The organism is Microbacterium sp., from assembly GCF_051860965.1.
Classification (GTDB): Bacteria; Actinomycetota; Actinomycetes; order Actinomycetales; family Microbacteriaceae; genus Microbacterium.
The window spans coordinates 211051-225168 of record NZ_JBIMKU010000004.1; the positions used below are offsets into that span (position 1 = coordinate 211051).

Here is a 14118-nt window from a genome sequence, read left to right on the forward strand (position 1 = left end):
ACTTGGCGCATCATGGCGACTTTCGGCACACTCTCCGACCGGCTGACCGACACCTTCCGCAATCTGCGGAAGAAGGGGCAGCTCACCCCCGCCGACGTCGACGGCACCGTCCGCGAGATCCGCCGGGCGCTGCTCGAGGCCGACGTCGCGCTCCCGGTCGTCAAGGACTTCACCGCCAAGGTGCGCGAGCGCGCCCTGGGCGACGAGGTGAACCGGGCGCTCAACCCCGCGCAGCAGGTCGTGCAGATCGTCAACGAGGAGCTCGTCGCGATCCTGGGCGGGCAGCAGCGACGGCTGCAGTTCGCCAAGAACCCGCCGACCGTCATCATGCTCGCGGGGCTCCAGGGCTCGGGCAAGACGACGTTCGCGGGCAAGCTCGCCAAGCAGCTCGAGAAGGACGGACACACGCCCCTGCTCGTCGCGGCCGACCTCCAGCGGCCCAACGCCGTCAACCAGCTCCAGGTCGTCGCGCAGCAGGCCGGCGCCGCGATCTACGCACCCGAGCCCGGCAACGGCGTCGGCGACCCCGTCAAGGTCGCCAAGGACGGCGTCGAGACCGCGCGGCGCCAGCAGCACGACATCGTCATCATCGACACCGCCGGCCGCCTCGGCGTCGACGCCGAGCTCATGAAGCAGGCCGGTGACATCCGCCGCGCGACCGATCCCGATGAGGTGCTTTTCGTCATCGACGCGATGAGCGGGCAGGATGCCGTCAACACCGCGAAGGCGTTCCAGGAGGGCGTCGACTTCACCGGCGTGGTGCTGTCGAAGCTCGACGGCGACTCGAAGGGCGGAGCCGCGCTCTCGGTCGCCTCGATCACGGGCCGCCCCATCATCTTCGCCTCCACGGGAGAGGGGCTCGACGATCTCGAGCCGTTCCACCCCGACCGCATGGCGAGCCGCATCCTCGACCTCGGCGACATCCTGACCCTCATCGAGCAGGCCCAGCAGGCCTTCGACGAGGAAGAGGCCATGAAGATGGCCGAGAAGCTCGCCACCGAGCAGTTCACGCTCGAGGACTTCCTCGCCCAGATGCAGCAGATGCGCAAGATGGGCTCGATGAAGAAGATGCTCGGGATGCTGCCGGGCATGGGCCAGATGAAGCAGCAGCTCGACGACTTCGACGAGCGCGAGATCGACCGCACCGAGGCGATCATCCGCTCGATGACGCCCGCCGAGCGCCGCAACACGAAGCTCCTCAACGGCTCGCGGCGCCTGCGCATCGCGCGCGGTTCTGGCATGACCGTGACCGACGTCAATCAGCTCGTGCAGCGCTTCGACCAGGCCGCCAAGATGATGAAGACCGTCGCCCGGGGCGGCACGCCGAACATCCCCGGCATGGGTCCCATCCCCGGTCAGCGCCCCGGAGCATCGGCCAAGCGCGGCAAGCAGCAGAAGGCCAAGGGGTCGCGTTCGGGCAATCCGGCGAAGCGCGCCGCCGAGAACGCCGGCATCGCCGCGCAGCCGGCGACCCCGACCGGCTCGGGCTTCGGCCTCGGCGGCGCGAAGGGCGCGCCGAGCGAGGCCGACCTCGCGGAGCTGCAGAAGCTCCTCGGGCGTGGCTGATTGGCCACTGCGTCGATTCCCCCGATAGCCTGAGCGGACTGCGTACGGCTGGGGGCCGCGCGAGCGGGTTTATGGGGGGAACGGCTGAGGATGGGTGAGCGCTAGCAGCGTCTTCGTCAGAGACATCCCGCTCTTCGTGGAGAGCGACACGGGACACATCGGGAAGTTCCCCGCCAACCGCTGGCTGCGGTGGGCGGTGCGCCTGATCGTGGCAGTGCCGTTCCTCGCGATCGCGATCTGGTTCCAGCTCGCCTCGGGCGGAGACTGGACGGGTACCGCCAACGGCGTGCTCGCCGAGCGCGTCCAGTCGCTGCCCTGGGGATCGTCCGAGGTCGAGACCCTCGGCCAGCTGTATCCGCCGATCACGAGCCTGCTCGCGCTCGTGATCCCCGGTGGGGCGTTCGGGCTCGCGATCACGGGATGCCTCGTCGGGGGGCTCATGCTGCAGCTCGTCGTGCAGTCCATGCAGCGCAAGGGATTCGTGCTCCCCGTCCGGCTCGTGTTCGTCCTCACCCTGGCGCTCACGCCCCTGTGGGCGTACATCGTCACGACGAGCTTCGAAGCGACGCTCGGGCTGACCTTCTTCGGCCTCGGCATGATCGACCTCGTGCGCTTCGTGACGTTCGCCAACACGCAGGCGGGCTTCCGCGCCGGACTGCTCTTCGCCGCGTCGGCGTTCTCGGACTCGACCGGCCTGTTCGCCGCGCTCGTGGCGGCCGCGGCATCCACCTTCATCATCCGCTCGCGCGACGGCTCGCGCGCGGCGAACGCGATCGTCGTGATCTTCCCGACGCTCGCGTTCCTGGGCTCGCTGATGCTGCTCGGTGTCATCTTCCGCGTCGGACCGCTCGCGATGATCCGCGGCGACCTCGCGTGGAACCCCGAGCGTGCGACGTCCGTCGGCTCGTATCTGCTGAGCCCCGGCGGACTGCTCTACCTCGCGCCGACGATCGTGGTCATCATCACGGCGCTGTTCCTGCGCTTTCCGGGTGTCGGGCTGACGGCCGCCATGCTCACCGCGGTGACACTGCTGGCCTTCATCGTGGGACTGACCCCCACGGGCGTCGCGGGCATCAACTACACGATGATGCTGCTGCTCGCCGTCGCCGTCGTGCCGCTCGCCCTCACCACCCGCGATCGCGTGCTCACGATCGCGACGTCGGTGGTGCTGTGGGCGATCGGGTGGGCTCAGGCCTTCGCGAACCCCACCGTGACCGCCTGGATGGGTGTACTGACAGGAGGCGCGTCATGACAGCTCCACTGCAGGTCGACACGACGCTGCTCGACCCCGGACTCCGCACGACGTACGCGACCGAGGGGTGGCTGCCCGTCCGGCGCGACGGAGACGTCGTGGATGTCGCGGTGTCCGCGCCCGTGACGCCTCGCCGTCGCGCGCGGATCGAAGCCGCGATCGGCGCGCCGATCCGCGAGACGGAGGTGGCGCAGTCGGCGATCGTCGGCGTGCTCACCGACCGCTTCAGCGCCGAGTTCGCCGATCAGGCCGCCGACGGTCTCTACCGCATCGACCCCGTGCTGTCGGCGCGCGCCGTGCTGTCGCGATCCCAGAAGGTCGTGGGCGTCATCCTGCTCGTCGTCGTCCTCGCCTGCGCCGTCGTGTGGCCGCTGCCCACCCTCATCGCGCTGATCGCGGTCGCGAGCGCCGTCTTCCTGGCGAGCACGCTCTTCAAGTTCGTCGTGGCGCTGCGCGGTTCGCGCTACGACCTCGTCGCGCATGTGAGCAAGGGCGACATCGCTCAGCTGAAGGATGAGGAGCTGCCGATCTACACGGTGCTCGTCCCCGTGTTCCGCGAGGCGCGCATCGTCGGCCGTCTCGTCGAGAACCTCGGTCGGCTGGACTATCCCGCCGAGAAGCTCGAGATCCTGATCCTCGTGGAGGAGGAGGACGACGAGACGCGGGATGCCATCGCGGTGAGCGATCCGCCTGCGAACTTCACGGTCGTCACGATCCCGAAGGGCTCACCGCAGACCAAGCCCCGCGCGTGCAACGTGGGCCTCGAGGTCGCCCGCGGCGAATACCTCGTGATCTACGACGCCGAGGACGCCCCCGAGCCCGATCAGCTCAAGAAGACCCTCATCGCCTTCTCGCGGGCCGATCCGTCGGTGGTCGTCATGCAGGCGGCGCTCAACTACTTCAACGCGCGCGAGAACATCCTCACCCGCATGTTCTCGCTCGAGTACAGCTACTGGTTCGACTACATGCTGACGGGACTCGACGTGCGCGACCTGCCGATCCCGCTCGGCGGCACGTCGAACCACTTCCGCACGGGAGCGCTGCGCGAGCTCGGTGGCTGGGATCCGTACAACGTCACCGAGGATGCCGACCTCGGCATCCGCGCCAGCGCTCTGGGCTACCGCGTCGGTGTCGTCGACTCCACCACGATGGAGGAGGCGACCTCTCACATGGGGATCTTCATCGGCCAGCGGAGCCGGTGGATCAAGGGCTATATGCAGACGGCACTCGTGCATGCGCGGCGTCCGTTCGCCCTCATCCGGGAGATCGGCTTCCGGCGATTCGCCGCGTTCGCGCTGCTCATCGCCGGCACGCCGCTCACCTTCCTCGGGGTCATCCCGTTCACGGCCCTGACGATCGTCTCGTTCGTGTTCCCGTGGTTCGATGCGTCCGCCGCGTTCCCGCCCGTCGTGCTGTGGCTGTGCCTGCTCAACTTCCTGATCGGGAACGCGCTGATGGTGTACCTCAACATGATGGGCCCGTACAAGCGCGGCGCGTTCTGGCTCGTCGGATGGGCGGTCCTCAACCCGGTCTACTGGCTGCTGCACTCCGCGGCGTCGTACAAGGCGCTGTGGCAGCTCATCACGAAGCCGCACTACTGGCAGAAGACCGAGCACGGACTGTCGACGTTCGTGCTGGAGGAGGAGCCGGCGTCAGTGCCCCAGTGATGCGAGGTGCTCGCGCAGCGTCGGTCCCGCGCGGAACTCCCGGATGAGGTGCTGCACCACTTCGCGCAGGTCGCCGTTCGCGGCGTCGGCGACGAGCGTCTGGCGCGTCGAACTCGCGCCCTCCGTCAGGATCCTCTCGAGCCCCGCGAACTCGCGCGCGCACTTGAGGTCGACGGCGATGTCGGCGAGTCGCTCCGTCGTCTCGCGCAGATGCTCCGCGACCGGTCGCTGCGTGCCCTCGGCATCCACGATCACCCGGGCGTCGAGTCCGTAGCGCGCGGAGCGCCACTTGTTCTCACGCACGAACCACGGCGGAAGCGTGACGAGCTCGCGCCCTTCGTCGAGTTCGCGTGAGAAGTGCTCGACGAGCACCTGGACGAGGGATGCCACGGCCGCGAGCTCGGGCAGGGTCGACATCCCGTCGCACGCGCGCACCTCGATCGTCCCCCAGCGCGGAGCGGGCCGGATGTCCCACCGCACTTCGCTCGCGTCGGCGATGACCCCCGTGCGCACCATCCCGTCGAGGTAGGTCTCGAACTCCGCCCAGTCGCGCAGCGGCCAGGGGAGTCCCGCGGTCGGCAGCTGCTGGAACACCAGCGCACGGTTCGAGGCGTACCCCGTGCGCTCCCCGGCCCAGAACGGGCTCGATGCCGACAGCGCCTGAAGGTGGGGGAGATACACCGTGAGGGCGTTGATGATGGGGAAGACCTTGTTGACGTCCTCGACGCCGACATGCACGTGGATGCCCCAGATCATCATGTTGCGGCCCCACCACTGCGTGCGCTCGATGAGCTTGTGGTACCGCGTCTTGTCCGTGACCTGCTGGTCGTACCACTGGGCGAACGGGTGGCTGCCGGCGCACAGCAGCTCGATGTCGAGCGGGTTGGTGACGGTGCGAACGGCGGCGATCGCGTCGGCGATGTCGTCGACCGCGGCGGCGATGGTGTCGCCGATGCCGCTCGTGACCTCGACGGTGTTCGTGAGCAGCTCACCCGTCACGGTGTAGCGCTCGTGCTCGGTGACGTCTTCGAGGACGTCGATCACCTCGGGGGCACGCGGGACGAGATCGCCCGTCTCGCCGTCCGCGAGCATGAGCTCCCATTCCAATCCGACCGACGCGCGGGCGGATGTCGCGAAAGCCTCCGTCATCCGCTCAGTCTGGCACGCGCGTCGCGTCGCGCGATGGTTCGCGACGTGCCGTGTCATCTGGCAGAATAGAGGGTCGGACGACGTACTCGACCCTCTATCCAGTGCGAGCGTCCCCCTTCAGAGCTTCCGCCGGGTGTGCACCCCACTCTCCAGGCGACCAGTTCGTCCACTCCCACACATTCAGGAGAATCGTGGCTGTCAAGATCCGTCTCAAGCGCATGGGCAAGATCCGCGCGCCGTACTACCGCATCGTCGTCGCCGACTCGCGCACCAAGCGCGATGGTCGTGTCATCGAAGAGATCGGCAAGTACCACCCCACCGAGCAGCCCTCGTTCATCGAGGTCGACTCCGAGCGTGCGCAGTACTGGCTCGGCGTCGGCGCGCAGCCGACCGAGCAGGTCCTCGTGCTTCTCAAGCTGACCGGCGACTGGGGCAAGTTCCAGGGCGACGCCGACGCCGTCTCGACCGTGCAGACGGCCGCGACGAAGGAGGCCTTCGAGGTCGACTCGTCGAAGAAGTCGGTCGTCAAGCCCAAGGCCGAGAAGAAGGCCGAAGAGCCCGTCGCCGAGGCTCCTGTCGAGGCGGAGGCCGCTGAGGCCGACGCCGCACCGGCCGAGTAAGACCTTGCTCGCCGCCGCGCTCGAGCACGTCGTCAAGGGGATCGTCGATCACCCGGACGACGTCCGCATCCACTCGTCCACGTCTCCTCGCGGCGACGTCCTCGAGGTGCGTGTGCACCCGGACGACCGTGGACGCGTGATCGGGCGCGGCGGCCGCACGGCCAAGGCGCTGCGCACGCTCATCTCCGCTCTCGCCGACGGCCGCCGCGTGCGCGTCGACGTCGCCGACGACTGATGGCCGCCGCACCCGCAGACCGCACGCAGCTCCGTGTCGGTCGCCTCGTCAAGGCGCACGGACTCAAGGGCGCGTTCAAGCTCGAGCTCTACACCGACGACCCCGAGGGTCGCTTCGCACCGGGCACGACCTTCACGCTGCAGGTTCCCGAATCCTCCCCGTGGCACGGCAAGCCGCTGACGGTGCGCGAGTTCCGCTGGATGAACAGCCACGCCGTCGCATTCTTCGAGGGCGTCGACGACCGTGACACGGCCGAAGAGCTCATCCGCGCGATCCTCTGGATCGACCAGGACTCCACGGACGCGCCCGCCGAGGAGGACGCCTGGTACGACCACCAGCTCGTCGGCCTCGACGTCGTGCGCGACGGCGCGACCGTGGGCCGCGTCATCCGCGTCGACCATCTCCCCGCGCAGGACCTCCTCATCGTCAAGACCGCGGGCGGCGAAGTGCTCGTGCCGTTCGTGAAGGCGATCGTCCCCGAGGTGGACGTCGTCGCCGGCCGTGTCATCGTGACGCCCCCGCCGGGCCTGTTCGAAGAGGTCCCCGACGCCGAGGCCGAAGAGGCGCCCGTCGAGGAAGAGCCCGTAGAGGACTGACGTGCGCATCGACGTCGTCTCGATCTTCCCCGAGTTCTTCGACGTGCTCGAGGTCTCGCTGCTGGGCAGGGCCCGCGGCAAGGGCATCCTCGACATCCGCGTCCACGACCTGCGCGATCACACCCACGACCGCCATCGCACGGTCGACGACACCCCGTACGGCGGCGGCGCCGGCATGGTCATGAAGCCCGAGCCGTGGGGCGAGGCGCTCGATGCCGTGGCGATGGATGCCGCATCCCGCCCCGTCTTCGTCTTCCCGTCGCCGGCGGGGGAGCGCTTCACGCAGGCGACCGCGCGCGAGCTGTCGGGGGCGCCGCACCTCGTCTTCGGCTGCGGCCGCTACGAGGGCATCGATGAGCGCGTGTTCGCCTACGCCGCGACGCTCGGGGAGGTGCGCCTCGTCAGCCTCGGCGACTACGTGCTCAACGGCGGCGAAGTCGCCGCGATGGCGATGATCGAGGCGATCGGGCGCCTCGTGCCCGGGGTCGTCGGCAACCCCGAGAGCCTCGTCGAGGAGTCTCACGAGGACGGCTTGCTGGAGTATCCGTCCTACACGAAGCCCGCGTCGTGGCGGGGCTACGACGTGCCCGAGATCCTGCGCGGCGGCGACCACGGCAAGGTGGCACGCTGGCGCCGCGATCAGCAGGTCGAGCGCACACGTGAACGCCGGCCCGACCTCTTACCCGACTGAACCCGCGGAGTCCAGCCGCCTCCCGCGGCCACACGGCTGACTAGCCTGAGTACGGCGGACGATGAACCGCCGGAAATGGGGGACGCCGTGGAGGCATGGCCGGGATCGACCTACCCGCTGGGGGCGACGTTCGACGGGAACGGCACGAACTTCGCGCTCTTCAGCGAAGGTGCGACGAAGGTGGAGCTCTGTCTCTTCGGCGAGCGGGGGCATGAGACGCGCGTCGAGCTCGTCGACGTGGATGCCTTCGTCTGGCACGCCTACCTGCCGCATGTCGGACCGGGTCAGCGCTACGGCTATCGCGTGCACGGGGAGAACGATCCGTCGCGCGGCCTGCGCTTCAACCCCAACAAGCTGCTGCTCGATCCGTACGCGAAGGCGGTCGAAGGTCAGGTGCAGTGGGGTCAGTCGGTGTTCGGCTACGACTTCGGCGACCCCGACTCGCGCAACGACGACGACTCCGCGGCCGCGATGATGAAGGGCATCGTCATCAGTCCGTTCTTCGACTGGACCGGCGATCGGCAGCCGAAGACTCCCTACGCGGAATCGTTCATCTACGAGGCGCATGTGAAGGGGCTGACGGAACTGCATCCCGACGTCCCCGAGGAGCTGCGCGGCACGTACAGCGGCGTCGCGCACCCGGCTGTGATCGACCACCTCGTCAAGCTCGGCATCACGGCGATCGAGCTCATGCCGGTGCACCAGTTCGTCGACGACTCGACGCTCCAGGACAAGGGGCTCTCGAACTACTGGGGCTACAACACGATCGCGTTCTTCGCGCCCCAGAACACCTACTCCTCGACCGGCGATCGCGGGCAGCAGGTGCAGGAGTTCAAGGGTATGGTCCGCGCGCTCCACGCGGCGGGCATCGAGGTCATCCTCGACGTCGTCTACAACCACACCGCCGAGGGCAATCACATGGGCCCGACGCTCTCGATGCGCGGCATCGACAACGCCGCCTACTACCACCTCGAGGACGACGACAAGAGGTACTACACCGACTACACGGGCACGGGCAACAGCCTCAACGTCCGGCACCCGCACACCCTGCAGCTCATCATGGACTCGCTGCGCTACTGGGTGCTCGAGATGCACGTCGACGGGTTCCGGTTCGACCTGGCATCGACGCTCGCGCGGGAGTTCTACGAGGTCGATCGGCTCGCCACCTTCTTCGAGCTCGTGCAGCAGGATCCCGTGGTCTCGCAGGTGAAGCTCATCGCCGAGCCGTGGGATGTCGGGCCCGGCGGGTACCAGGTCGGCAACTTCCCCCCGCAGTGGACCGAATGGAACGGCAAGTACCGCGACACCGTGCGCGACTTCTGGCGCGGCGAGCCGCAGGCGCTCGGCGAGTTCGCGTCGCGCCTGACCGGTTCCGCCGATCTGTACGAGCACTCCGGGCGGCGGCCCGTGGCATCCATCAACTTCGTCACCGCGCACGACGGCTTCACCCTGCGCGACCTCGTCTCGTACAACGACAAGCACAACGAGGCCAACGGCGAGGACAACAACGACGGAGAGTCGTTCAACCGTTCGTCCAACTTCGGCGTCGAGGGGCCGACCGACGACCCCGAGATCAATGCGCTGCGTGCCCGGCAGCAGCGCAACTTCATCGCGACCCTCCTGCTGTCCCAGGGCGTGCCGATGCTGCTCCACGGCGACGAGCTGGGCCGTACGCAGGGCGGCAACAACAACGGCTACGCGCAGGACAACGAGATCACCTGGATCGATTGGTCCGATGTCGATCAGCCCCTCGTCGAGTTCACGGCCGCGCTCGCGCGCCTGCGGCGCGAGCATCCGACGTTCCGACGCAGCCGCTTCTTCGACGGGCGCCCCGTGAAGATGGAGGAGGGCTCGCCGATCCCCGACATCGTGTGGCTGCGACCCGACGGCTCGGTCATGCAGCCCGAGGACTGGGATTCCGGGTTCGGTCGCGCGATCGGCGTGTTCCTCAACGGCGGCGGCATCCGCGAGCGCGACCGTCGCGGCACGGAGATCGCCGACACCCACTTCATCGTCCTGTTCAACGCGGGCGACGAGACCACGGACTTCCAGCTGCCGTCGCCGCGCTTCAGCCCGGAGTGGGACGTACTGATCGACACGGCCGGTTCGCGCGCCAACACCGAACCGATCGAGCCCGGCGAGGTCGTGCCTCTGGAGGGGAAATCGCTCATGGTGCTGCGCGAGCACTATCTCCCCGAGCCCGAGGTCGACCACTCGGTCGCCGCATCTCTCACGGCGCAGGCGAACCCCCTGCATCCCGACGATCTGCCGGCGCAGGCGCCGAAGTCGGAGCTGTGACATGACCCGGCATCCGATCTCGACCTACCGGCTCCAGATTCGCCGGGACTTCGATCTGGATGCCGCGGCCGCGGTGACCGACTACCTCCGGAATCTCGGGGTGTCGTGGGTGTACCTGTCGCCGATCCTCACGGCGAGCGAGGGGTCGGATCACGGCTACGACGTCGTGGACCCCTCGCGCATCGATCCCGCTCGCGGTGGCGCGGAGGGCTTCGCCCGATTCGTCGACGCGGCGCGGAATGAGGGCCTCGGCATCCTGGTCGACATCGTGCCCAATCACATGGGCGTGGGTGCGCCGCGCGAGAACCCGTGGTGGTGGGATGTGCTCATGCGCGGTCGGGATTCGCGATACGCGGTCGCGTTCGACATCGACTGGGCGGCGGGCGACGGAAAGGTGCGGCTGCCGATCCTCGCCGCACCGCTGGACGACGTGAGCGATGACATCGAGATCGTGACCGATGCCGCACCGGACGCGCCGTACGGCACACTGCGCTACTTCGACCACGTGCTGCCGCTCGCGTCCGGCACGGCGGGAGCGGACGACACGCGCGCGGTGGTCGATGCGCAGAACTACGAGCTGCGATTCTGGCGCGACGAGGCGGGCGAACTCAACTACCGCCGGTTCTTCGCCGTCACCACGCTCGCGGGCCTGCGGGTGGAGGACCCGCAGGTCTTCGCCGAGTCGCACGCCGAGATCCTGCGGTGGACCGATGACGGGCTGGTCGACGGTCTGCGCGTGGATCACCCGGACGGCCTCGTCGATCCGGGCGGATACCTGAGCCGGCTCGCGGAGGCGACGGGCGACGCGTACGTCCTCGTCGAGAAGATCCTCGAGCACGGCGAGGATCTCCCGGGCGACTGGCGCACGGCCGGCACGACGGGCTACGACGCACTCGGCGAGATCGACCGCGTGCTCGTGGACCCCGGCGGCGAGACGGCGCTCGACGAGCTCGCGACGCGGCTCCGGGGGCGACCGGAGGACTGGCACGACCTCATCCACACGACCAAGCGCATGATCGCCGACACGATCCAGGTCGCGGAGATCTGCCGCCTCGCGCGCGAACTGCCCACCTCGATCCCGCACGCCGAGGACGCCCTGGCGGAGCTGTTGGCGTGCTTCCCGGTCTATCGGTCGTATCTCCCTGCGGGGATCGAGCATCTGCGCACCGCTGCCGCCGAGGCATCCGTCCGGCGTCCCGATCTCGCGGAAGCGATCGGCGCGCTCGTACCGGTGCTCTCGGATCCCTCGAATCCCGTCGCGCGGCGCTTCCAGCAGACGACGGGTCCGGTCATGGCCAAGGGCGTCGAGGACACCGCGTTCTACCGCTACAACAGGCTCGGCACGCTGACCGAGGTCGGGGGCGACCCGAGCGTCTTCTCGCTGTCGGTCGCGGAGTTCCATCGCGCGCGGCAGTCGCGCCTGGCCACGTGGCCCCACGCCATGACCGCCCTCTCGACGCACGACACGAAGCGGGGGGAGGATGTGCGCGCGCGCCTCGCGGTGCTGTCGGAGATCCCGGATGCCTGGGCCCGGACGCTCGCCGAGCTGCGGGCGGTCGGCTCCACCGGACACGGGCCGTTCGACGACCTGCTGTGGCAGGCGATCGTCGGATCGTGGCCCGCGTCGGCGCAACGGCTGCACGCCTACGCCGAGAAGGCGGCGCGGGAGGCCGCCGAGGCGACCGGATGGTGGCATCCCGACGCCGCGTTCGAGGAGCGCATGCACGCGCTCGTGGACTCGGCCTTCGGTGCGGCGCGCGGCACCGTCGAGCGGTTCGTGACCGAGATCTCTCCGGCCGGCTGGTCGAACGCACTCGCGGCCAAGACGCTGCAGCTCACCGGTCCCGGAGTCCCCGACGTGTATCAGGGCTCGGAGCTGTGGGAGCAGTCGCTCGTCGATCCCGACAACCGCCGCCCGGTCGACTTCGCCCTCCGTCGGCGCATGCTCGCGGAGCTCGACGCAGGAGCGGTCCCGCTCGTCGACGATTCGGGGGCCGCCAAGCTGCTCATCACCTCGCGCGCGCTGCGCCTGCGACGCGACCGACCCGAGCTGTACACGCGCTACCGGCCGCTCACCGTCGTCGGCGAGGCGGCACCGCACGCGATCGCCTACGACACCGGCGGCGCGGTCACGGTGGCCACGCGGCTGCCGACCGGTCTCGCACGGCGCGGAGGGTGGGCGGATGCCGCGGTGCTCGTCGCGTCCGGCTCGCTCCGGGATGTCTTCACGGGCCGGCGCTACGACGGCGGTGCGATCGCCCTCGCCGAGCTGCTGTCGACCTACCCCGTCGCCCTGCTCGCGCCGGAAGGGGACCCGTCATGATCGAGGTGTGGGCCCCCCGAGTCGATCGAGTGCGGCTGCGCCGTCCCGCGCTGGAAGATGTCGACCTCTCGCTTCACGACGGCGGCTGGTGGCGCGTCGACGTCGCGCTCGACGACGGCGACGAGTACGGCTTCGTGCTGGATGACGCGGACACCGCGCGGCCCGATCCGCGCTCGCGTCGGCAGCCACGGGGCGTGCACGACCTGTCGGCGGTCTTCGATCCCGGCGCCCACGAATGGCGCGACGCATCGTGGACGGGGCGCCCGCTCGCCGGTGGTGTGATCTACGAGCTCCACATCGGAACGTTCACGACCGAGGGCACGCTGGACGCGGCGATCGGCAGACTCGATCACCTGGTCGACCTCGGCGTGACGTTCGTCGAGGTCCTCCCCGTCAACGCCTTCAACGGGGTGCACAACTGGGGCTATGACGGCGTGCTCTGGTATGCCGTCCACGAGGTCTACGGAGGGCCCGCCGCGTATCAGCGGTTCGTCGATGCGTGCCACGCCCGCGGGCTCGCCGTCATCCAGGACGTCGTGCACAACCATCTCGGCCCGAGCGGCAACTACCTTCCCGAGTTCGGGCCGTACCTGCGCGATGCCGAGCGCAACACGTGGGGCTCCTCGATCGACCTCGACGAACCGGAGGTGCGCCGATACATCGTCGACAACGCGCTCATGTGGCTGCGCGACCATCATGTCGACGGCCTGCGGCTCGACGCCGTCCACGCGCTCAAGGATTCCTCCGAGAAGCACATCCTCCAGGAGATCGCCGAGGAAGTGGACGCCCTGAGCGCGCACCTCGGGCGCCCCCTCACCCTCATCGCCGAATCGGATCTCAACGATGCACGGCTGGTCACGGCTCGCGAGGCGAGCGGCTACGGTCTGACGGCCCAGTGGGACGACGACTACCACCACGCCCTCCACGTGGCGCTGACGGCCGAGACGACGGGCTACTACGCCGATTTCGCCCCGCTGTCGGCGCTCGCCAAAGTCGCGACGCGAGGGTTCTTCCACGACGGCACGTGGTCGTCGTTCCGCGGGCGCGAACACGGACACCCGATCGATCCCCGCATCCCGACCTCGCGCCTCGTGACGTTCGGGCAGGATCACGACCAGATCGGCAATCGCGCGGCGGGCGATCGCCTCTCGCAGTCGCTCGACGAGGGCGGACTGGCGATCGCAGCCGTCCTGACGGTCCTGACGCCGTTCACGCCGATGCTGTTCATGGGCGAGGAGTGGGCCGCCTCGACGCCGTGGCAGTTCTTCACGTCGCATCCCGAGCCGGAGCTCGGGCGTGCGACGGCCGAGGGGCGCATCGCGGAGTTCGCCGCGATGGGGTGGGACCGCTCCGTCGTCCCCGATCCGCAGGATCCCGAGACGTTCCTGCGCTCGAAGCTCGATTGGGAGGAGCGCCAGGGCGGCAGGCACGCCCGCATCCACGCGCTCTACCGCTCGCTGATCGCGCTGCGCGCGCGCATCCCCGCCCTCACGGATCCGTCCTTCGCGTCACTGGATGCCTCAGCCGACGCGCGGGGCGTGTTCCGCCTGCGTCGGGGCGGGCTCGAGATCATCGCGAACTTCGCGCAGAGCCCGGCACGCGTCGAGACCGATGCGGACCTCGATGTGCTGCTCGACACGCATCACCGGACCACGCTCGTGCGCGGACCGCGCGGGGGAACGCTCGAGGTCCCCGAGCGGGCGGCGGTCGTGCTCGGCTGA

General features: G+C 69.1%; 11 protein-coding genes. 10 read left to right on the forward strand and 1 reads right to left on the reverse strand.

Annotated features, from left to right (window positions below):
- The first annotated feature begins 12 nt into the window (after positions 1 to 12).
- From ffh to ACTIFV_RS09395, 3 genes are all read left to right on the forward strand, one after another.
- On the forward strand, positions 13 to 1566 hold the full coding sequence (gene ffh, locus ACTIFV_RS09385) for a signal recognition particle protein (RefSeq protein WP_439592521.1): 1554 nt from the start codon (positions 13 to 15) through the stop codon (positions 1564 to 1566).
- Positions 1567 to 1660: 94 nt separating this feature from the next.
- Positions 1661 to 2818, forward strand: a complete 1158-nt coding sequence (locus tag ACTIFV_RS09390; RefSeq protein ID WP_439592522.1) for a hypothetical protein — start codon at positions 1661 to 1663, stop codon at positions 2816 to 2818.
- The gene (locus ACTIFV_RS09395; protein ID WP_439592523.1) at positions 2815 to 4485 is read left to right on the forward strand and encodes a glycosyltransferase; all 1671 of its coding nucleotides are present in this window, start codon (positions 2815 to 2817) and stop codon (positions 4483 to 4485) included. Before ACTIFV_RS09390 ends, ACTIFV_RS09395 begins: the two co-directional genes overlap by 4 nt.
- Here the strand turns inward: ACTIFV_RS09395 and ACTIFV_RS09400 are convergent.
- Positions 4471 to 5634 (reverse strand): glutamate--cysteine ligase, encoded by a 1164-nt coding sequence (locus tag ACTIFV_RS09400; RefSeq protein ID WP_439592524.1) that lies wholly within the window; start codon positions 5632 to 5634, stop codon positions 4471 to 4473. The genes ACTIFV_RS09395 and ACTIFV_RS09400 overlap by 15 nt on opposite strands.
- 191 nt (positions 5635 to 5825) lie before the next feature.
- Here ACTIFV_RS09400 and rpsP point away from each other — a divergent pair, with 191 nt between their 5' ends.
- The 7 genes from rpsP to treZ all read left to right on the forward strand — a co-directional run bounded on the left by rpsP (position 5826) and on the right by treZ (position 14118).
- Positions 5826 to 6254, forward strand: a complete 429-nt coding sequence (rpsP, locus tag ACTIFV_RS09405) for a 30S ribosomal protein S16 (protein ID WP_439592525.1) — start codon at positions 5826 to 5828, stop codon at positions 6252 to 6254.
- 4 nt (positions 6255 to 6258) lie between these two features.
- The gene (locus ACTIFV_RS09410) at positions 6259 to 6489 is read left to right on the forward strand and encodes an RNA-binding protein (protein ID WP_248149121.1); all 231 of its coding nucleotides are present in this window, start codon (positions 6259 to 6261) and stop codon (positions 6487 to 6489) included.
- Entirely contained in the window at positions 6489 to 7085 is a 597-nt protein-coding gene (gene rimM / locus ACTIFV_RS09415) for a ribosome maturation factor RimM (protein ID WP_439592526.1), read from the forward strand. The genes ACTIFV_RS09410 and rimM overlap by 1 nt, the downstream gene beginning before the upstream one ends.
- A gap of 1 nt (position 7086) precedes the next feature.
- Positions 7087 to 7776, forward strand: a complete 690-nt coding sequence (trmD, locus tag ACTIFV_RS09420; RefSeq protein ID WP_439592527.1) for a tRNA (guanosine(37)-N1)-methyltransferase TrmD — start codon at positions 7087 to 7089, stop codon at positions 7774 to 7776.
- An 87-nt stretch (positions 7777 to 7863) separates the two neighbouring features.
- Positions 7864 to 10074: a glycogen debranching protein GlgX gene (gene glgX / locus ACTIFV_RS09425; protein ID WP_439592692.1), complete on the forward strand. Its 2211-nt coding sequence runs from the start codon at positions 7864 to 7866 to the stop codon at positions 10072 to 10074.
- A gap of 1 nt (position 10075) precedes the next feature.
- On the forward strand, positions 10076 to 12397 hold the full coding sequence (treY, locus tag ACTIFV_RS09430) for a malto-oligosyltrehalose synthase (RefSeq protein WP_439592528.1): 2322 nt from the start codon (positions 10076 to 10078) through the stop codon (positions 12395 to 12397).
- Positions 12394 to 14118: a malto-oligosyltrehalose trehalohydrolase gene (gene treZ, locus ACTIFV_RS09435; RefSeq protein ID WP_439592529.1), complete on the forward strand. Its 1725-nt coding sequence runs from the start codon at positions 12394 to 12396 to the stop codon at positions 14116 to 14118. Before treY ends, treZ begins: the two co-directional genes overlap by 4 nt.

Bases quoted from the DNA above. Each gene is read 5' to 3' on its own strand.
- ffh (WP_439592521.1), top strand. From the start codon at position 13: ATGGCGACTTTCGGCACACTCTCCGACCGGCTGACCGACACCTTCCGC.
- ACTIFV_RS09395 (WP_439592523.1), top strand. From the start codon at position 2,815: ATGACAGCTCCACTGCAGGTCGACACGACGCTGCTCGACCCCGGACTC.
- ACTIFV_RS09400 (WP_439592524.1), bottom strand. From the start codon at position 5,634: ATGACGGAGGCTTTCGCGACATCCGCCCGCGCGTCGGTCGGATTGGAA.
- rimM (WP_439592526.1), top strand. From the start codon at position 6,489: ATGGCCGCCGCACCCGCAGACCGCACGCAGCTCCGTGTCGGTCGCCTC.
- treY (WP_439592528.1), top strand. From the start codon at position 10,076: ATGACCCGGCATCCGATCTCGACCTACCGGCTCCAGATTCGCCGGGAC.
- treZ (WP_439592529.1), top strand. From the start codon at position 12,394: ATGATCGAGGTGTGGGCCCCCCGAGTCGATCGAGTGCGGCTGCGCCGT.